Origin of the sequence: Ethanoligenens harbinense YUAN-3, assembly GCF_000178115.2 — a bacterium.
Taxonomy (GTDB): domain Bacteria; phylum Bacillota; class Clostridia; order Oscillospirales; family Ethanoligenentaceae; genus Ethanoligenens; species Ethanoligenens harbinense.
On the sequence record NC_014828.1, the window covers coordinates 1487894 to 1508270 of the forward strand.

The 20377-nt window shown below is 55.6% G+C and carries 17 protein-coding genes and 1 other RNA gene; 6 read left to right on the forward strand and 12 right to left on the reverse strand.

From position 1 onward, the window contains the following. Positions 1-19: 19 nt before the first annotated feature. From ETHHA_RS06890 to rnpB, 7 genes are all read right to left on the reverse strand, one after another. The gene (locus ETHHA_RS06890; protein ID WP_013485257.1) at positions 20-1273 is read right to left on the reverse strand and encodes an MFS transporter; all 1254 of its coding nucleotides are present in this window, start codon (positions 1271-1273) and stop codon (positions 20-22) included. 79 nt (positions 1274-1352) lie between these two features. Continuing rightward, complete coding sequence (locus ETHHA_RS06895; RefSeq protein WP_013485258.1) at positions 1353-2156, reverse strand: TPM domain-containing protein; 804 nt, start codon at positions 2154-2156, stop codon at positions 1353-1355. Positions 2157-2170: 14 nt separating this feature from the next. Beyond that, positions 2171-2746 carry a LemA family protein gene (locus ETHHA_RS06900; RefSeq protein WP_041687322.1) on the reverse strand — a complete coding sequence of 192 codons (576 nt, stop codon included), beginning with the start codon at positions 2744-2746 and terminating at the stop codon, positions 2171-2173. 145 nt (positions 2747-2891) lie between these two features. Then, entirely contained in the window at positions 2892-3554 is a 663-nt protein-coding gene (locus ETHHA_RS06905; RefSeq protein ID WP_013485260.1) for a potassium channel family protein, read from the reverse strand. 16 nt (positions 3555-3570) lie between these two features. Further along, a complete protein-coding gene (locus ETHHA_RS06910) occupies positions 3571-4218 on the reverse strand; it encodes a potassium channel family protein (RefSeq protein ID WP_013485261.1) in 648 nt (215 codons plus the stop codon). Beyond that, complete coding sequence (locus tag ETHHA_RS06915; RefSeq protein WP_013485262.1) at positions 4215-7058, reverse strand: cation-translocating P-type ATPase; 2844 nt, start codon at positions 7056-7058, stop codon at positions 4215-4217. Before ETHHA_RS06915 ends, ETHHA_RS06910 begins: the two co-directional genes overlap by 4 nt. Before the next feature lie 164 nt (positions 7059-7222). Next, an RNA gene (gene rnpB, locus ETHHA_RS14845) (RNase P RNA component class A) lies at positions 7223-7572 on the reverse strand. A 176-nt stretch (positions 7573-7748) separates the two neighbouring features. Here rnpB and murD point away from each other — a divergent pair. Both murD and ETHHA_RS06925 read left to right on the forward strand, forming a co-directional pair. Further along, positions 7749-9149: a UDP-N-acetylmuramoyl-L-alanine--D-glutamate ligase gene (gene murD, locus ETHHA_RS06920; RefSeq protein ID WP_083803654.1), complete on the forward strand. Its 1401-nt coding sequence runs from the start codon at positions 7749-7751 to the stop codon at positions 9147-9149. Between the two features lie 129 nt (positions 9150-9278). Then, on the forward strand, positions 9279-10082 hold the full coding sequence (locus tag ETHHA_RS06925; protein WP_013485264.1) for a GNAT family N-acetyltransferase: 804 nt from the start codon (positions 9279-9281) through the stop codon (positions 10080-10082). Positions 10083-10242: 160 nt separating this feature from the next. On the opposite strand, the gene ETHHA_RS06930 is transcribed toward ETHHA_RS06925, so the two are convergent. Next, positions 10243-10575, reverse strand: coding sequence for a hypothetical protein (locus ETHHA_RS06930; RefSeq protein ID WP_137143869.1), 333 nt, complete (start codon positions 10573-10575; stop codon positions 10243-10245). Positions 10576-10613: 38 nt separating this feature from the next. Between ETHHA_RS06930 and ETHHA_RS14545 the strand changes: the two genes are divergently transcribed. Next, positions 10614-12404 carry a glycoside hydrolase family 25 protein gene (locus tag ETHHA_RS14545; RefSeq protein WP_159033364.1) on the forward strand — a complete coding sequence of 597 codons (1791 nt, stop codon included), beginning with the start codon at positions 10614-10616 and terminating at the stop codon, positions 12402-12404. A gap of 153 nt (positions 12405-12557) precedes the next feature. On the opposite strand, the gene ETHHA_RS06940 is transcribed toward ETHHA_RS14545, so the two are convergent. From ETHHA_RS06940 to ETHHA_RS06950, 3 genes are all read right to left on the reverse strand, one after another. Then, on the reverse strand, positions 12558-13499 hold the full coding sequence (locus tag ETHHA_RS06940) for a tocopherol cyclase family protein (protein ID WP_013485266.1): 942 nt from the start codon (positions 13497-13499) through the stop codon (positions 12558-12560). 246 nt (positions 13500-13745) lie between these two features. After that, positions 13746-13949: a hypothetical protein gene (locus ETHHA_RS06945; RefSeq protein WP_013485267.1), complete on the reverse strand. Its 204-nt coding sequence runs from the start codon at positions 13947-13949 to the stop codon at positions 13746-13748. A gap of 271 nt (positions 13950-14220) precedes the next feature. After that, entirely contained in the window at positions 14221-15024 is an 804-nt protein-coding gene (locus ETHHA_RS06950) for a polysaccharide deacetylase family protein (RefSeq protein WP_242822100.1), read from the reverse strand. 370 nt (positions 15025-15394) lie between these two features. On the opposite strand from ETHHA_RS06950, the gene metF reads away from it, so the two are divergent. Genes metF through ETHHA_RS06965 form a run of 3 tightly spaced genes read left to right on the forward strand, consistent with a single transcriptional unit; the run spans position 15395 to position 19289 of the window. Next, positions 15395-16258, forward strand: a complete 864-nt coding sequence (gene metF, locus ETHHA_RS06955) for a methylenetetrahydrofolate reductase [NAD(P)H] (protein ID WP_013485269.1) — start codon at positions 15395-15397, stop codon at positions 16256-16258. Further along, complete coding sequence (locus tag ETHHA_RS06960) at positions 16258-16905, forward strand: vitamin B12 dependent-methionine synthase activation domain-containing protein (protein ID WP_013485270.1); 648 nt, start codon at positions 16258-16260, stop codon at positions 16903-16905. Before metF ends, ETHHA_RS06960 begins: the two co-directional genes overlap by 1 nt. Positions 16906-16910: 5 nt before the next feature. Further along, positions 16911-19289 carry a homocysteine S-methyltransferase family protein gene (locus tag ETHHA_RS06965; protein WP_013485271.1) on the forward strand — a complete coding sequence of 793 codons (2379 nt, stop codon included), beginning with the start codon at positions 16911-16913 and terminating at the stop codon, positions 19287-19289. A gap of 100 nt (positions 19290-19389) precedes the next feature. Here ETHHA_RS06965 and bioB read toward each other — a convergent pair whose 3' ends face one another. Beyond that, positions 19390-20376, reverse strand: coding sequence for a biotin synthase BioB (bioB, locus tag ETHHA_RS06970; protein WP_013485272.1), 987 nt, complete (start codon positions 20374-20376; stop codon positions 19390-19392). Position 20377: the final 1 nt, after the last annotated feature.

A 20377-nucleotide genomic window follows, 5' to 3' on the forward strand; every position in this document is an offset into this window, starting at 1 on the left:
ACGGCGGCTTTTTCTGCAGTTATGCAATAGTCTGGGGCCGGGGCTCTGTGCTATATTCATACGTGTCCATCCTGCGCAGGCGCGGGAACAGCTTCATCCAGATCAGCACCACACAGATGGTACCGATGCCGCCGATGAGCGCGGCGGACACCGTGCCGAAGATGGAAGCCGTCAGTCCCGATTCAAATTCTCCCAGTTGATTGGATGTGCCGATGAACAACTGGTTGACCGAGCTGACGCGGCCGCGCATAGCATCCGGTGTTTGCAGCTGCACCAACGAGGAACGGATAACCACGCTGATAACATCCGCCGTGCCCAGAACCAGCAGCGCGGCAAGGGACAAGGCGAACGACCGTGAAACCGCAAAGCAGATGGTGGCCAGACCGAAAACAATGACCGCCATGAACATCGTCACGCCCACCCTGCGGCCGATTGGGCGGCGCGCCAGGAAAAAAGAGACGAGGAACGCGCCAATGGCGGGTGCCGAGCGCAAAATGCCAAGCCCCACTGCGCCGATTTTCAGAATCGTGGAGGCATAGACCGGCAGAAGCGCGGTGGCGCCGCCGAACAGCACGGCGAACAGATCCAGCGAGATGGCACCGAGGATAACGGGGCGGCTTTTGATAAACGTAACGCCCGCAAGTAACGTTTGCGCGCCGATGGGCTCATGTTTGATTTCACGCGTCTTTACCCGTACAAACAGGATCGAGATGCAGCCCACCGCGATGGAAATGGCCGATGCGAAATACACAATATCCGCTCCGAACGCATAGAGCAGACCGCCGAGCGCCGGTCCGACAATGGTGGCAGCCTGGAAACAGGCTGCATTTCGCGCGGTTGCTTTGGTGAATGCAGCCTGTTCCACGATGCCCGGCAGCAGCGACTGCATGGACGGGCCATAGAGCGAAAGAACCGCCCCGATGATGAACGCGGACACCAGCAGGGAGGACGTCCTGATTACGCCGAGATAACTGGAAATGCCTAAGAACAGAAAACACAGGCAAAGCCCCGCATTGCAGAAAAACACGATGAGCTTCCGGTTAAAGTGGTCAGCGATATAGCCGGAAAACAACGTCATCAGGATCATGGGCAAAAACTGCATTAGCCCGACAAGTCCAAGATAAAAGGTTGACTTCGTCAGCGCATACATTTGCCAGCCAATGGAAACGGCGATCATTTGTCCGGCAAACCCGGAGGTGACTACGGTAAGGAGAAACAGCGCCAAAGAATGGTTGTACGGCGGTGGGACGTGATGGGTCGATTTGTCCTGCATGAAGGCGTTCCCTTTCATAATGCGTTTGGCATGGATGCGATCTGGGGCAGGGTGGGGAAGTGGAAACCCGCCTTTTTTGTCAGAATCCCCGGCTTGAGCCGCCACCGCCGAAACTGCCGCCGCCCCCGGAACTGCCGCCAAATCCTCCGCCTCCGCCAAATCCTCCGCCACCGAACCCTCCGCCGCCGAATCCACCCGGCGGAAAAAAGAAAAATCCGCCGCCTCGCCCGCCTCGCCCGCCGCGTCCACCTCGTCCTCCGCGGAAAAAGCGGGTGATGAGATATAAAATCACCAGGATACCGGGTAGGATGACTGAAACCGGGAAGTTGCCGGTATTGGACTTTGTGTTTTCCGGTACGCTGCTCGCGCCCAGATCGGCGGGCGGCGTAATGTTGTATTCCGTATAAATTTTGGAAACGACGGCCTTGTATCCTTCCAGCATGGCGTTCGAATAATCGCCCTTTTTGAGATAGGGCGCCATGATATCGTCCTGTATGTGGCCGGCCGTGATGTCCGGTATCGCGCCGCCCAGCCCGTCTCCGACCTCAATGCGGTATTGCCGCTCTTTCATCGTCAGCAGCAGGATGACGCCGTTGTCCTTGCCTTTTTGACCCACGCCCCATTTATCACCCAGGCGGAATCCGAACGTTTCGATGGTGTTCCCGCCCAGATTGTTCACCGTGACCACGACGGCCTGTGCGCCGGTGGCATCCTCCAGCGCTTTGCCGATCCGGTCGATCTGTTGTTTGGTGTTTGTGTTCAGCACGTTGGCAAAGTCGTTGGTGTAGAATGCCGGCGTGGGGTTCAGTGACTGGTAGTTTTCGGCAAAAACGGGTAGCGTGAAAAACAGGGCCAGACAGATCCCTGCCAATAATTTTTTCATAGTTTATCCGACCCTCAGCTGAACGAGACCGTGGGAGCCTGCTGGGCTTCGCTGCCCGCCTGGAAATACGGTTCCGCCTTGAATCCGTACATTCCCGCGATGATCGAGCCCGGAAATGACCGGATGCTTTGGTTATAAGACTGCACGGCGTCGTTGTATTTTGTTCGGGCGACGGCGATGCGGTTTTCCGTTCCCTCCAACTGCGTTTGCAGGTCGATGAAGTTCTGGTTTGCTTTTAGGTCGGGATACGCTTCGGCAATCACCAGCAGGCGGGACAGGGCGGAAGACAACTGGTCGTTCGCGGTGGCGGCCTGCTGGGCGTTGCCCGCACTCACCAGTGCCGCGCGCGCGTTGGCAATATCCGCATAAACGGTTTCTTCATGTTTGGCATATCCCTGCACGGTGGCAACCAGATTGGGTACCAGGTCGCTGCGGCGCTGCAGATCCGTCTGAATGCCGCTGTATGCGGTATGCACGTTTTCCTGTGCGCTCACCAGCCCATTGTAGATGCCGATGGAACTTGCAAATCCAATGACGACGACCAGTGCGACGATGCAAATGACAATGATGCCGGTTCTCTTTTTACGCATAATAACCCTCTGCTTTCTTTCATACAACATGCCCGGACCGGGCGTGGCCGGACGCTGCATGCGTTTTCCTTCTCTTCTTAGTATGTACGGACAGCCGAAAAACCCATGCGGTTTGGCACACTGGAGGGTTCAGCCAGTCGGCCCGCTATGCGCCAAAAATGGATTGCAGCTGCGCGCGGCTGCCGCTGTCCGCCAGTGCCAGGATGCTGTCACCCTCCAGAATCGTTGTGTCGCCTTTCGGAAGATACGTTTGCTCGTTGCGTGTGACGGCGATGAGCAAAGCCTGCTTCGGGATGGCGAGGTCTTTGAGTTTTTTACCAACGGAAGCCGCATGCGCATCCACCTCGATCTGAATGATCGAATAGTCCCCACGGTTGATTTTCAGCAGCGTGGAGATTGCTTTGAGGTTCATTTCCTCCAAAATCAGATGCGCAAGCAGGTCTGCCTGGTTCACACCCGCGTCCACGCCCATCGCGGGCGTGAACAGCCATTTGTTTTTCGGATTATTCACCCGCGCCACCACGCGCGAGACACCGTATTCCATTTTTGCCAGCGTGGAGACCACCAGATTGGTTTCATCCCGGCCGGTGACAGCGACCACCACGTCCGCGGAAGCAATGCCGGCGTCTTCCAGCACCTGCGGATGAGAACCGCCGCCCAGCAGGAACGATACGTTCGGCAGTTCCTTCCGCAGTCGTTCGACAATCGGTTCCCGTTGTTCGACCACGGTGACGGCGTGATCGTTGGCGGACAGCAGGGTGGCCAGATAGGAGCCGACCTGGCCACCGCCCACAATGAGGATCTTCATGGCAATCCCTTCTTTCTCAGAGGCCCAGCATGGCTCTCAGCCTGCCGGAGGCGGAAACGAGCATAGCGGCGTAAAGCACGTCGCCCGATTCCAGAATGGTGCCGGTGGTGGGAATGAAGGTCCGGCCGCCGCGGCGAATGCCGATGACATGGATTTCACCAATAGCCGTCAGTTCCCGCACCATGCGCCCTGTCAGCAGGGGAGGAACATCAATGCGCACCACCTGTACCGAACCGTCGCCAAGATCGCAGATGCTGTCCAGATCATGATAGGTGAGCAGCTCCGATGCGCGCTCAATGCCCCACGCGGTGGTGGAGATCGTCTGAATGCCGATACGTCGGTAGGTGTCTGTTTTTCCCATGTCGTACAGGCGTGCCACCACGTGTGGAACAAGGAAAATATTTTTGGCGATGCGGGCGATGACGATGTTGGCCTCGTCGTTACCCGTGCAGGCGATCAGCGCATCGGTCTCACCGATCTTTGCCTGCTCCAGCGTACGGCGGTCCATTCCGTCTCCCACGATGCGGGTTCCGGCGAACATTTCCCCAAGCGCCTTAAAACTGGCGGAGTCGGAATCGATGACTGTGACCTGCCGGCCTTTTTTTATAAGGTCGTCTGCCAGGCCGGTACCAAGCCTGCCCAGACCGATGATGATAATGTTCATCCTGTTTCTCCTGCCTTTCCGGGACGGCGTTTTCGTTCATTACGGCGGGCCAACGCCTTACGTGCCTCCTCAATGATCAGAATAAGCGGCGGCCAGGCGCACAGAAGCAGGATATCCCAGATATCCAGCGCGGCCATATGAAAGACCTGCTGCATCGGCGGCAGGTAGATCAACGCAAAAATCAGGATAAGTTCCAACAAAATACCCCGGTTGATCTGCTTGTTGCTGAACAGCCCGATGCGGAAGACCGACTGCCGTTCCGTGCGGCAGTTGAATACGGCGCCGATCTGGACAAAAACGATGGCGGCCAGCGATATAGCAGTGGCCTGGAAATAGACAGGGTCATTGCCGCTGGCAAGCGGCACGGCCGGCCAGCCGTTACGCAGGTTGATAAAGAAATAGGAAAACGCCGATGCGGCCGAACCCAGCAGACCATACCACAGAAAAGCGCGCAAGGTCACACTGCGGGTGAGCAGTGGCTCTTTGGGGTCGCGCGGCGGCTGCGACATAGTAGTTGCTTCCGGGCGCTCGGTGCCAAGTCCCAGCGCAGGCAGCATATCGGTGCCCAGATCAATGGTCAGAAGCTGCATGACGGTGAGCGGCAGCGGGATGGCGCCGCGTGAGAATAAAAACATGGCCGAAGGGATGGCCTCCTGCATGTTGGCGTTGAAGATATACAGCAGGAATTTGCGGATGTTGCTGTAAACCGCGCGGCCCTCCTCAATGGCATGTACAATCGAGGCAAAATTGTCGTCGGTGAGGATCATGTCGGCCGCTTCCTTGGCGACATCCGTGCCGGTAATACCCATGGCCACGCCGATGTCGGCTTTTTTCAGGGCAGGGGAGTCGTTTACGCCGTCGCCCGTCACCGCCACGATCTCACCCATTTCCTGCAGGCAGGAGACCACGCGAAGCTTTTGCTCGGGCGCCACCCGTGCGAAAATGATCTCATCCTTTAAGTAGGACTTCAACTGTGCATCGCTGAGGTTTGCCAGATCAATCCCGGATACGACACGCGGATGTTCACCCTGCACGATCCCGATGCGCTTGGCGATGCTTTCAGCCGTCAGTCCGTAGTCGCCGGTGATCATAATGATGCGGATGCCGGCGCGGCGGCATTGCTCCACGGCGGCGGCCACCTCGGGACGGGGTGGGTCGGCCATGACGGTGAGCCCTATGAACACCATCTCCCGCTCGATGGTTTCCGGCGTGTAGGCGCTCAGAGCGACTGGCAGACCATCTTGCGGCCGCAGCAGACGGTATGCCACCCCCAGCACACGCAGTCCGCCGCGGGCATACCGGTCGTTTGCCTCCATGATCTGCGTGCGCAGTTCCTCGGTCATGGGTTCTGTTTTGCCGGCGATGCGGATGAAGGTGCTCAGTCGGACGATCTCGTTCGGCGCGCCTTTTATGTAAGCGATGCGCGACGCGTTTTCCACCGGGGTTTCCAGTTGATGAATGGTGGACATGCGTTTGCGGCGCGATTCGAATGGCAGTTCCCGCAGGCGCGGCGTGTGTTCGGCCAGCGCGTGTGGGTCAACGCCCGCTTTTTGAGCCGCTACGCCCAGGCAGGCTTCCGTGGGATCGCCCAGCACCGTATATCGCCCGAATTCGTTATTTGGCGGCAGCAGGCGGGCGTTGTTGCACAGCGCAGCGGCCGAGAGCAGGAGTCGGAGGTTCGCGTCGTTATCCGCCGTGATTGTTCTGCCGTTTTCCCGCACTTCGCCGACGGGCGCATAGCCCGTGCCGGTTACTTCAAATTCACGGCCCGCCAGCCAGAGATGGATGACCGTCATCTCGTTCTGCGTAAGCGTGCCGGTCTTGTCGGTGCAGATGACAGAGGTGCTTCCCAGAGCCTCAACCGACGCGAGTTTTTTGACCAGTGCGTTGCGGCGGGACATCCGCTGTACGGCCATGGCCAGCGAAAGCGTTACAGTGGGGAGCAGACCTTCGGGGATGAATGCGACGATCATGCCCAGTGCAAAAATAAACGACGGAGCAAGCGGTTCACGTACAAAGAAAAACGCAGCGAGAAAGAAACTGACGCCAAACGAGATGGCAATGACGGAAATCTGTTGGGTCAGGCGGTCGAGCTGCTTTTGCAGCGGGCTTTTATCCGCCCCCATCTCCTGCGTGAGGTTGGCAATCTTCCCGAATTCTGTCTTCATGCCGGTCTGCGTTACCATGGCCGTACCGTTGCCTTCCGAAACACTAGTGCCCGCGAAGACCAGGTTTGGGATCTCCGCACGCGCCAGACCGGTTTTCAGAACGGCGTCGGCGGTTTTGCGCACGGGGTTCGATTCCCCGGTGAGCGTGGATTGATCGGCCTGCAGGTCGCTGCATGTTATAAGCCGGGCATCGGCGGAAATACGGTCGCCCTCTGCCAGCAGCATGACATCGCCTGGCACCAGGTCTTCCGCGAGAATCTTTTGTTCCTGTCCGTGGCGGATGATCCGCACATACGACGGGAGCATCTTCCGCAGCGCCTCGGTGGCCTTGCCTGCACGGAATTCCTGCCAGAAGCTGAATACGCCGTTGATGACATTGACCATCCAGACGGCGACAGCCAACTGCGGCATCCCCGCAAGCAGGGCGATGATGCCCGCAATCCAGAGCAGAATGGCCATCAAATGCGTGAAGTTCGCCAAAAACAGCAAAACGGGCGAGCGCTTCTTTTGCGTTTCGATTTGGTTTTTCCCATATTGTGCCTGCCGCGTCTGCACCTGCTCTGCCGTCAGGCCAGAGGGGGCGCTGTCCAACGCGTTGTATACCTGCCCGGCGGGAAGCTGCTGAATGGGGCTTGGAGCCGAGCATGAGGAATGGGCTGTATGATCGTCCATGGTGTTCAAACCTTCCATGTCAGATATGCGTAATCTGTCTGGCCACATTATACCATTCTTCCCGATGATACACAATAATGCGCGGCAGGCGTGCGATTCCGGCGAAGCGGGCAAGGCGTGCGGTATCAAAAAACGGAGACGCCGTGTGGCGCCTCCGTTTTACTGGTGCGAGTAAGTCTGTAAGCCGAGTTCTGTTTTTGACAGCCATCTATCTTGGCCGTGCGTTGCCACACGGCTCACGCCACCATCACGGGGATAACGCCGGGCTAGCGTATAACTCCCCTACGGGTGTTGCTCCGGATAGGGTTTGCAGGGCCGCGCAGTCTCCTGCGCGCCGGTGAGCTCTTACCTCGCCTTTCCACCCTTGCCGGGCCGAAACCCGGCGGTATATCTCTGTTGCACTGTCCCTGGAGTCGCCTCCGGCGGGCGTTGCCCGCTATCCTGCCCTGTGGAGCTCGGACTTTCCTCAGATGCGACCTTTCGGCGCTGCACCCGCGGCTGTCTGGCTTGCTCGCGCTAGTCATTATACGGGTTTTGCGCCGTTTTGTCAATTGGCAAATCATGCTCGCGAAAGGAGCGTCGCCAAGGCGTCGGGTTGTTTCTCTTTTCCCAAAAGGTTGCTATTTACATGCAGGCACCGTATAATAAGGAACGTGCGGGCGCATTGCACCTGAGAAAGACGAAAAAGTGATGGTGATACGATTGGATTCGAGGTTGGACGCGTTTTATCGCAGCCTGCGCGGCAAGCGCATCTGCATGCTCGGCATCGGCCGCAGCAATACGCCTTTGATAAAGACTTTCATGGAAAAAGGCGCGCAGGTGTGCGCCTGCGACAAGCGTACGCGTGAGCAATTGGGCAGTGTGGCCGACGAACTGGAATCGGCCGGTGCCGCGCTGCAACTGGGCGAGACCTATCTGAAAAGCCTGGATTTTGATGTGATCTTCCGCACACCGGGCATCCGCTATACCCTGCCGGAACTGGAGGAAGCCCGCGCGCGCGGCGTAGCCGTCACCTCCGAGATGGAAGTGTTTTTTGAAGTGTGCCCCTGCAGGATCATTGCGGTAACCGGCTCGGACGGCAAAACCACAACGACCACGCTCATTTCCGAAATTCTCAAACGCGAGGGGCGGCGGGTGCATTTGGGCGGAAACATCGGGCGGCCACTTTTGCCGGAGATCGAAACGATCCGCGAGGATGACGTAGCTGTAGTGGAGCTTTCGAGTTTTCAGCTTATTTCCATGCGGCGCAGCCCGGATGTTGCGGTCATCACCAATATCACGCCCAACCATCTCGATATGCATAAGGATATGGTGGAATATATCCAGGCCAAAAAACATATTTTTCTACATCAGAACGGCTGCAGTAAGACAGTACTCAATTTTGACAACGCCATCACCGTCCCGATGGCAGAGGAAGTGCGCGGGCAATGCCTGGGATTCAGCCTGAAAGAACCGCCGCGTTTCGGCTGCTACACCGATGCGGACGGCGTGATCTGGTTTTTGTCCGGTGAGCAGAAGCATTACGTGATGCACCGGGACGATATTTTGCTGCCTGGCAGCCACAATGTGGAAAATTATATGGCGGCCGCAGCGGCGGTCTGGGGGCTGGCCAAACCGGAAACCATTTTGGGCGTGGCACGCAGCTTTACCGGCGTGGAACACCGCATTGAACTGGTGCGTGAGCTCGACGGCGTGCGGTACTACAATGACTCGATTGCTACGACGCCTTCACGGACGCTGGCCGGCTTACGCGCGTTTTCACAGAAGGTCATCCTGATTGCCGGCGGATATGACAAGCACATTCCGTTCGATGTGCTGGGCCCGGCTGCGGTGCAGAGCGTCAAATGTCTGATCTTGCTCGGCGCTACAGCCGACAAGATCGCCACCGCAGTCGAAGGCGCGGAAGGTTATGCCACCGGGGAGCCGCCGATCCTGCGGGTCTCCGGCCTGGAGGAGGCTGTGCAAACGGCTCGCGCACAGGCTGCCTCCGGGGATGTGGTGCTGCTTTCTCCCGCCTGTGCCAGTTTCGATATGTTCAAAGATTTTGAGACCCGCGGCGATCTGTTTAAAAATATTGTAAACGCTCTTTAAATCCATATTCCACCAGGTGTTGAAAGGAAGCTGCGGCATGTATTTGCGATGTGTACCGGGCCGGAGCATCCGGTTAGCCGTTGAGGTGAAGAAAACATCCGGTGCCGCTGAAGAAAGCGGGACCTGCCTATGATCTCGCAGATCGATGATGAGCAGGCTGTATGGCTCTTGCCGTTTTTTGCACGCCGGGCAACGGATTCGGTACGCATTGCCTCCCTGCTCGATGCCTATGGTACCGGTCATGCTTTTTTTTCCATCTATTTGCAGGATCATCATCGCGCGGTGCTGGCACAGATCGACGACACGTTTCTGCTGATGGATCGGGGGGCGGATTACGCCGACTTGGCGAGATTTTTCCAGTGGAGTCCGAATTTTGCAAGGCTGATGGGCGCATACGCACCTCTGGAGAAAATTGCGGCGCGGCTGCCCGGGGGTGTGCTTGACCGATATGTGCGCATGGCGGCCTATGCGGTCATTCCCGCAAACGTACCCGAGGTCCGGATTGAACGCAGCCCTGACCTGCGGGACGTTTACGCGGTGGAAGGGGCAACCTGCGCCCCGTTTAACGCGTGGTATGTGGATATCAGCCATCGCATCCGGCATGGATGCGCACGTGCATATCTGGTGCGGGTGGACGACGAGCCTGCCGCCGCTTGCCTCATCAGCGCGGAGAGCCGCTGGGCGGGGCTCATCAGCAGCGTGGCCACCGGAAAAGCGTGGCGGGGCAGGGGATTTGCAACCGCGTTGGTTCAGGCAGCCTGTGCCGATCTGCTCGGCTGCGGGAAGCTTCCCGTTCTGGAATGCGCATTCTCACTCTGCACGTTTTATACCCGCCTTGGATTTTTGCGGGATTGTGAAATTGGTACATACATGCCCGCAGATACGGGTAGACGTCGTTTGGTCAAAGCCCTTGAGGCCGAAGACACATTGTAAGAGAAAGTGGGTATACACTTTTTCTGTTTCCACCTGTAACGGACAACAAGAACGCAGGGGCGTTTTTGCAAGATTGAAATAATACCACAGTTTCGGGCGGTTTTCAGCCGCCCGCGTCGTTCCTATAAGCGGCGCAGCATCGGGTATACATTTCCGATGCTTAACGAAGTTTTATAGAAACCAAAATTTCCGCAACGGCGCTGTGATAAACAAACTGGCCCTGAGCAGCTGTGCTCCAGACCAGCTGTTTTTGCACGCATTTTTTCCAATGGTACAGGATGGTTTTAAAATGATGTAATTTTTCTGTAATTTTTGGGCGAAAATATGACATTTTCTGTCCATCCGTTCCAAAATATGATAAAATGGAAACAGATAGATTAGAAACAGGTAAATCACTTGGATGCAGCGATGAAGCCTTTGGAGGTGAATGATTTTGTCGCTTGGACACACTGATGTTGAGAGGAGAAGTGTTTTGCTTTGTCCATTTCGCCAACCCTTTCGGAGTATGTAAGCAAAAAGAAAAAATCAGTCGTGAGGAGAACAGGAGGCATCGTTCTTTCCGTTTCCGTTGCGCTGGGGCTGTTTTTCTGTCAGCCGCAGCATGTTTCCGCGGCCAATATCTCGCCTGGCAGTACGACCCTATACCATGTAATTGATATTTATCATGGAGACAGTGTAGATTGGTCGTCTTTGCCAGTGGGGGGGGCAGATGGGCTGAGCGCCATTTACATGAAAGCGACGGAAGGCGCCAACTATACCGATCCTGCCATATCGTCTGAGGTGGCAGGAGCAGTGGGTAGAGGGCTGAAATTCGGATTCTACCATTGGCTGCATCCCAGCACCGACCAGAACTATGTTGCGGCGCAAGCCAGTCATTTTTATGACGTTATCAAGAATTACGGGTATAGCTGTTTACCGGCTCTGGATGTGGAGGTGACGGACGGCTTTTCCGACGCTGTGCTTGTGCAGAGCATGCATACGTTTCTGGATACGTTCCAGAGGTTGAGTGGTCAGGATATCATGATCTACGCGAACCCGTATTACGTCAACAACCATTTCCAAAACGACACCTCGTTGGCCAAATATCGGTTGTGGCTGGCAGACTATGGCGGCGAATATGTCTATCCGGAGACACCGCACTCGGCCGGGGCCGCGTCATTTGACAGTGTCAACATCTGGCCGCATTGGGACATGTGGCAATATGCTGGTACATATGATGGCTGCCCTGGCCTACATTTAAGCAGTTTGAATGGAGGTGCTTATGGTGACGGTGACTGGGCCACCGTAGGTATTTTCATCAACACGCCTTCTTCGCTGGCCGCTATTGATTCACCCAGGGGCAATACCTATACCGACAGCGTGACGGTCTCCGGGTGGGAAATGGCACGTTCCGGCGTTTCTCGGGTGGACTTCTATCTGGATAATTTACAGTGGCTCGGCTCTACCAGCGCCCTTTACCCACGGGGTGATGCGCAAAACGCACTGAACTGTTCCGGATATTATCTCGATCCGGATAAATGCGGCTTTACGTCTCCCGCCTTCAATACACATGACTGGAGTGACGGGCAGCATACCATTCACGCCGCCGGTATCGCCAATGATGGCAGCGTGCGGTGGGATGACTATTCGTTCTATACGAAAGACGGCGCCATCACAACGATCGACTCACCTGGAAACACGAATTATTACAGTGCTTTACCTGTTTCCGGTTGGATGCTTAACCGTTCCGGTCAGCAGCGCGTGGATTATTATATAGACAACTTTCAGTCGCTGGGCAGCAACAACGGCAATTTTGTCAAGCGTTTTGATGTGCAGTCTATTGTAAACGCAAATAACAGTTTCCCCCTGGGTGCCGTGAACAGCGGATATGTCAATACTCTACCGCTTACGTCGATCGGCCCCGGGACCCACACGCTCTGGGTGGCAGGCATTGGAGGAGATGGAACCGTGAAGTGGCAGAACCACACCTTTACAGTTGCGCCTTCCTGTATGTGTGTGGATTCCCCGAGAGGGGATGTGCCGGGCGGCAATGTGACGGTTTCAGGTTGGGCACTGGAACATGCGGGCATTCAGCGAATTGACGTTTATCTGGATCTTGTGACCGGACCTGTCAAAAGATACACCACATCCGATTTCTTCAGCCGGCCCGATGTTCATAAGATTGTGGATCCGAGCGGGAACTATCCCAGCACATCGAACAGCGGATTTTCCCTGACCATTCCGGCCGCAGATCTTTCTCCCGGCGTGCATACCGTGTACGTGGCGGCTATTGGCTGGGACAATACGGTGCAGTGGAGCGTAAACAGCTTTACCGTGAAGTAACCCCGTGCCCCAAGGACAGGCATTTGAAACGATGCGCCCGCCATGCCGTGTGGAATATGGAATTTCCCTCCCGCATGCGTGGGTGACCCGATACAGCAAAAAAGCAAGGCTTTTAAGCCTTGCTTTTTTGCTGTGGGGACATTTGTTCGTGGTTTATTGCTTCAGAGAAAGGATATCGCCCACAACCTCAGCGCCCGCATGGGTGCTATGCCCCTGACAGATTGTGCGGCCGCAGAGGGTGGCCAAACGCACAGTGATGGCCGCGTTTGGATCTTCGTATATGGCCCGGTCCATGCCGTGAGTACCGGGTGCTCTTAAAGAGAGTCCTCCCCGGGCGCGTAAACGAACAAATAGTCTGTGATGTGGGGTACAAATATCCAAATGCAACGCACCGTCTTCCGTTCGGCAAATGGAGGAAAGGCGGGCACCGGTGTATGTGGCAAACAGATATCTTTGCCCTTTGGTGTATAAAAAAGACAGAATACCGGTGATGGAGCCGACTGGCGTGGGAACACGGGCAAGGCAGAGCATGAATGTGCTGTCCGCAAAATGGGCCTGTGTCCAGAGGTATGGCTGCGGAAACGCTTTTCCCCAATCTTTTTCGATATATCCGATTCCTCCGGTGAAATCGGCCGTCCCCGATTCGTCGGTCAGACTTCCGTTCAGCTTGCTGTGGATGGTAACAACACCGTGGTTGCACTGCATGAACGGGAGGAAAGCAAACGGGCCCATCATTCCCGTATTCAAACGGTGGGAAGAAAAGGGGACACGCTCCCTGAAAAAGACTTCACCGAACAACAGAGATGTATCCAGATGGATATATTCTGCTGAAAAGATGTTTTTTCCGATGAAAATTTCAAAATGGTTTGGATCAAAATGAAAATCCCCGATGGGATATTCCCAATAGGCGGAATGCTTCCGTTCCGCATTCAGGTATTGAATGTATGCATGCGGTCTGGGCTCAAGACAGATACCGGGTATGAGCGATATGCTGCTCATACCGTTTTGCAGGCGAAAATACCAGCCTTCAAAATACGGGGGCGTAGCGTTTTTCCCTTGAAAGATTTCAGGCAACATCAAGTCCTGCAGCGGCATGGGTTCCCTCCATGGTCTCATGTTTAGTCTGCCTGTGTAATTCGTTCATGCCGGTCTGTTTATGTCCTGTGAAGTACATCGGCAGGACGCTTTCACCAGATGCAAAACCAATCCCACTGCCGCAAGACAGTGGGATTTTGGCTGAAAATGGCCGTCACGAAAGATCTATCTTAGCATTTCCCGGAAAAAGCGATCTATACGTCCCACACGTGCGAACGCAAACAAACATGATCCAATTTCGAAGGCTTACAGTTGATATCCGTCTTCCGTCAGCCAGTCTCTGGCCTGCAGGATGCCCGCTTCGATTTCTTCATCCGTAAAACTTTGCCTGAGAGCGATCTCACTGGCGTCTTTACATGCTTCCGCAAAGGTTTGAGGCGGGACATTGCGCGCAACGCGGGAAATGATGCACTGTGTCACACCCCAAACATGGCTTTCAAAAGTCGTCATTTGTTTTTCACCTTTTTATGAGGATTTGGTTTTCTCTCTGTGGAATATTGTACTGCTGGCTGATAAAAAAGAAAGGAGAATTGCATATTTTGCCATGGCATCGTGCGTGAACTGCTTGCAGGATTGGGCTTGTCCGGTCATCGCGCAGGCCGCCAGGCGAAAAGGAACCGAACGCCTGGCTTGATTTTGCTGGTACATCCGGGATATTTCCGGTTGACCGGCGCATCTGTCCGAAAGAGTGAGTTGCAACGTATGCGGTTTAGCAGACGGTTCAGAAAAGGCCGGTAGAGGCCGCATCTGCCGCATGGCTGCTTTCGGTTGACGATGTGACGGCATGCTGCCGCCCCTGCGTATCAATGGTATAGGCCCCATGGTAGATCAACTGGGAAATAGGCACCAACTGGTAGCCGTCTTTTTGCAGGCTGTCGATGATACCGGGCAGAGCTTCGGGCGTGTGCAGAGCGGCGTTGTGGAACAGGACGATGGAACCGGGGCGCACTTTGGACAAAACGCGTTTCTGGATCGCATCTGCGGAGATTCCTTTCCAGTCCAGGCTGTCCACATCCCATTGTATCACATCATGGTCCATGCCGCGAAGCGTTTCAATAACCGTGTTGTTATAATCCCCATATGGCGGACGGAAAAGCGTGGGCTTTTTGCCGGTGATCTTTTCGATCTTCTGGTCACACTGGCTGACCTGTGCCTGCATGGCTTCCCGGGAGAGAGACGGCATGTGGGGGTGGGTGTCCGAGTGGTTCATCACCTCGTTGCCCGCGTCCGAAAGGGCCTTGACCGCGTCCGGATATTTATCCACCCACTGGCCCACCACAAAAAACGTGGCATGTACATGGTGCTCGTTCAAAATACGGATGAGCGTCGGCGTATCCTCGGCTCCCCATGCGGCATCGAATGAAAGGCTTGCGATTTTTTCCGTTCGATCCACACAGTAGATAGGCAATTCCTTTTTTGCGGCTGCGGCCGCGATGCCGCGCGGAACCAATTGGATGACAAAAAAAGCCAGAGCCACGCAAAGCGCTGTAACCACAGCCGCAAAAATCAATGTGTGTTTTTTCAATATCCAGACCTTCAAGACCATACACCCTTTTCTATCATGGCAATAGGCAACGGCAAACCGGCACCCTGTTCCGATGGGTGCTGCTGTACGGTAGGAACATATGCTGTTTTGGCCTGTACACATGCCATTATGCGTGTTTTTCTCTTCTTTACATTCGTTTTCGGATGCGATATCATAAGAAAGAACGTTCGGGGTAGATAAGAGTCTTCCGAATAGACGGCGCAGCGGGTTCAAAGAAACTCTGATATTGATTACGACTATAGCAAACCATAAAAAACATGAGTTATCGCATAGCTGCGCACTTGTGATACAATAAACACAACACACTTCAGGAAACGCACCCGGCAGCGTTTTCAAAAGGACGGTCTACATGAAAATCAGTACCATATTGCAACAGGATAAGATTCATGTATCCTGTGAGATTTTTCCGCCGAAACAGAGCGGCAAATTGCAGCAGACCGAGGAGGTCGTCAAGGAGCTGGCGGCCGTCCACCCGGATTTCATCAGTGTGACATATGGAGCGGGCGGCAGCACCAAAGCCAATACCGTCCGTCTTGCCGACATCGTGCAGAAACATGGTATTCCCGCATTGGCGCATCTCACCTGTGTGTCCTCCACCCAAGAGATGGTGCGGGACACGCTTGCGGAGCTGCGCCAAAACCATATCGAGAACGTGCTGGCGTTGCGCGGTGATCTGCCGCAAGACGGAAACGTCCCGGTGCAGCAACAATACCGGTATGCGAGCGAGCTGGTATGTGAGATCCGTTCGCAGGGAGATTTCTGCATCGGCGCCGCCTGCTATCCGGAGGGGCATGTGGAATCCACAAGCCGGGAAGAAGACATTGCGCATCTCAAGGAAAAAGTGGAATGCGGCTGCGATTTTCTCACGACACAAATGTTTTTTGACAACAATGTGTTTTACAGTTTTCTTTACCGCATTCTGGCGAAGGATATTCGCGTGCCTGTCGTCGCGGGCGTGATGCCGGTAACCAATGCTAGGCAGATCGCACGCATCTGCGCCCTTTCGGGCGCGGCGCTGCCGCCGCGTTTTTCCAATATGGCCGACCGATTTGCAAACGACCCGGCTTCCATGCGGCAGGCGGGTATTGCCTACGCGACCGAGCAGATCATCGACCTGATCTCCAACGGGGTGCGGGCCATCCATCTTTATACGATGAACCAGCCGGATGTGGCTTTGAAAATTTTTGAAAACATTTCGGAGATCATAAAATAATGCTGGAAATCAGGCAAAAGGAAGTCCTGCGGTATTTGGGCTACCGCGGTCAGCCCGCGGACGAAAGCGTTCTGAAAAAGATCCGGCAGTGCTCAGAGCTGTTGCTGGAAAGCGCCGCTCCTCGCATGGTCAGTGCGTCCTATCCGCTTACGCTGGAAGTGGGCGATGTGGTGGCCATCGGCACGATGCGGGTGACGAGCCACATCCTTTGGAACCATCTGCGCGGCTGTACGGAAGCGGTCCTGTTTGCGGCCACACTGGGGCCGGGGCCGGACGTATTGCTACGCCGGTATGCTCAGGTGGACGTTTCCACTATGGTGATTTTGCAGGCTTGCGCGGCGGAGCTTATCGAACGTTACTGCGACGTCTGCGAGGAAACCATTCGGGAAGAATCCGCGGAACGGGGACTTTTTCTGCGTCCGCGTTTCAGCCCGGGGTACGGCGATTTCGATATCCGCCATCAGCGCGATTTTATTGAGCGGCTCGCCTGCTCCAAGCGAATTGGGCTGACGATGACGGAGGGGTATGTGCTGGCTCCATCGAAATCCGTGACGGCCGTAATTGGCCTGACGCCCGAACAGCAGAGCTGCCACACAGAAAAGTGCGCGTCCTGCTCAAAAATGGATTGCGTATTCAGAAGGGGATAAAAAAGATGCGTGTTCTGGAAGATCTGGGGAAACGGATTGTCTTTTTCGACGGCGGGATGGGTACCTTATTGCAGGCTAAAGGGCTTGAACCGGGTGAACTGCCCGAGCTGTGGAATCTGACGCATGCGGATGTGGTGCGGGATATCCACAGCGCTTACCGCGCCGCCGGCGCGGAGATCATCAAAACCAATACCTTTGGCGCCAACCGTTTCAAATATCCGGAAGCGGGCCTTTTGGAACGTGTCATTACTGAAGGCGTGCGGCTGGCCAAAGAGGCGGCCGGATCGGACGGGCTGGTGGCGATGGACATCGGCCCTACCGGTAAATTGCTGGAACCGATAGGCGATCTGCCCTTTGAGCGCGCGGTGGAGGTGTTCGGCGAGGAGGCGGAGATTGGTGCAAAAGCGGGCGCCGATCTTATCCTGATCGAAACGATGACCGACACGTATGAATGCAAAGCCGCCGTACTGGCCGCCAAGGAACGAACCAACCTGCCGGTTTTCGCCACCCTTGTTTCGGATGATAAGGGCAAGCTGCTTACGGGAGGAGATATTCCCTCGGCGGTGGCGTTGCTGGAAGGCTTGGGGGTGAACGCGCTCGGTCTCAACTGCGGGTTTGGGCCGGATTTGATGCGCCGCCTGTTGCCCGGATTGCTGGAATGCGCGTCGGTTCCCGTTATCATCAACCCAAATGCAGGTCTGCCTAAAACCGAGCGCGGACGCACCATATACACCATCGGACCGGACGCGTTCGCCGGGGAGATGCGGGAAATTGTACGCGGCGGAGCATGGATCGTCGGCGGCTGCTGCGGTACCACGCCGGAATATATCGCCGCAGAAGTGCGCACATGCAAAAACATAGTTCCCGTGCCGCTGGTTCCTAAAAGGCATACGGTGGTTTCCTCATATGCCAAAGCGGTCGATTTCGCCCACATCGCGCCGGTGCTGATCGGGGAGCGCATCAACCCTACCGGAAAGCCGCGGCTCAAACAGGCGCTGCGCGACGGCGATATCGACTATGTACTGCAGGAAGGCATCGCACAGATGCAGCTGGGCGCGCATGTGCTGGATGTCAACGTCGGTCTGCCGGAACTGGACGAACCAAATGTGATGGCAAAAGTGGTTTCCGCATTGCAGGGCGTGGTGGACATTCCACTGCAGATCGATACGTCTTCGCCGGAGGCAATGGAACGTGCTTTGCGGCTTTACAGCGGCAAAGCACTCATCAATTCGGTCAATGGCAAGGAAGAATCCATGCATGCCATCTTTCCGTTGGTAAAAAAATACGGCGGCGTGGTGGTCGCCCTTACACTGGATGAAAGCGGGATTCCCGCCACGGCCGAAGGGCGGGTGCAGATCGCCCGCAAGATCATGGAAACCGCCGCAACTTACGGTATCGCGCCCGAAAATCTGCTGGTGGACCCGCTGGTAATGACCATCAGCGCGGGACAAGAGAACGCCGCCGTCACGCTGGAAGCGCTGGAACGTATCCACCGGGAACTGGGGCTGCACACATCGCTGGGTGTTTCCAATGTTGCGTTCGGTCTGCCGGAGCGCGAAAAGCTCAACGCGGCCTTTTTTACCATGGCGCTGCAGCGTGGACTGGACGCCGCAATCGTCAACCCCAAGTCGCAAGCCATGATGGATGTTTACCGGGCATATCGGGCGCTGTCCGGAAAAGATGAACAGTGCATGGAATATATTGCGGCTTACAGCGGCCAGAAGGAAAAAACCGCGCCGCTGTCACACGGGGAGATCATTTCGCTGTTCGACGCGATCGTGACCGGACTGAAGACAAGTGCGGCGGAGGCGGCCGAACAACTGGTGGTAACCAAGCAGCCGCTGGACATTATCGAGGAGCAACTCATCCCCGCGCTTGATCAGGTGGGGTATGATTTTGAAACGGGCGTGCTGTTTCTGCCGCAGCTGCTGATGAGTGCGGAAGCCGCCCGCGCCGCCTTTGAAGTACTGCGCGGCAAGCTGGACGTGGACGGGCAGAAAACCCGCAAGGCCAAAGTCATTCTGGCCACTGTAAAAGGTGATATTCACGACATCGGCAAAAACATCGTCAAGATTTTGCTGCAAAACTACAGCTATGAGGTGATTGATCTCGGTAAGAACGTGCTGCCTGCCGATGTGGTGAAAACTGCGCGGAACGAACAGGTGCATCTGGTGGGGTTAAGCGCGCTGATGACCACTACCGTGGAAAATATGGAGGAGACCATCCGGCAATTGCGCAAGGATGTGCCCGCATGCAAGATTATGGTGGGCGGCGCGGTGCTCAATGCGGAATACGCTGCCCGCATCGGTGCGGATTTTTACGCCAAAGATGCCATGGGAGCCGTCCGTTATGCAGAACAGCTGTTTGAAGATACGGTCGGCTGATTGTTTCGCAAAACCAAAACCCGGCCTGCGCGGTCGGGTCGAATAAGCAATATGCAATCATCATGACTGGGGAATTCCACAGCGCTCACGCAAACGTGGATCAACGGGACAAATGCAACGCCTCCAGCATCTCTATGTCGCTGGAGGCGGCTTGTCCGCCAAGAGTCAGGTAATCACCGATCAGCATGCCATTCAGCCCGGAAACCAGGCCGAACGGTTGCAGGGTTTTCAGGCCGTTTTCCCGGCCGCCCGCATACCGGATGTTCTTGTCCGGCAAGATAAAACGCAGAATGGCAAAGGTTTTCAGCGCTTCGAGCGGTTCGATCGGTTTTTGGTTTTCCATCCGCGTGCCCGGCACGGGACTCAGGAGGTTCACCGGTACGGCGTCCACATCCAGTTCTTTGAGCAGGTATGCATGTTCGATGCGCTGTGCCATTGTTTCCCCCATGCCGATAATCATGCCGGAGCAGACCTCCAGGCCGGCCTGCTTGGCAAAGCGGATGGTCTGCACCCGTTCATCATATCCATGTGTGGTTGACACATGGGAGTAAAAACTCCGGGAAGTTTCCAGATTGTGGTTATATCGTTCCACTCTACAATCTTTCAATGCCCGGACAGCTTGTTCAGTCAGTGTGCCCAAGCAGGCACAGATTTTCAAGGAAGTCTTTTCCCGCATCTTCCGGAATGCGGACAAAATATGTTGGAAATCCGGTTCGTCGCCGGTGTAGCCAAGTCCGCTGGTGGCGATATCGCAGTGTTTTGCGCCAGCCTGTTCGCGCCGGATGGCCATTTCCACGATCACATCCTCGTCCAGCAACGGATGGCAGGGAGCGTTGGTGCGATGGTGTGCCGATTGTGCACAAAATGCACAGTCTTCCGTGCAGCCGCCGGATTTCGCGTTGATGACCGAGCACAGATCGACTGCATTTCCCGTGAACGTTTCGCGGATTTTATTGGCAAGTGCGCAGAGCAGGAACAGGTCGCTTCCTTCTGCTTCTGAAAGCGCAAGCGCATTGTTCGCGGTGATATTTCCTCCGGACAATACGGCTTCGGCGTGCTTTAACAGATTTGCATATAGGGTATTCAAT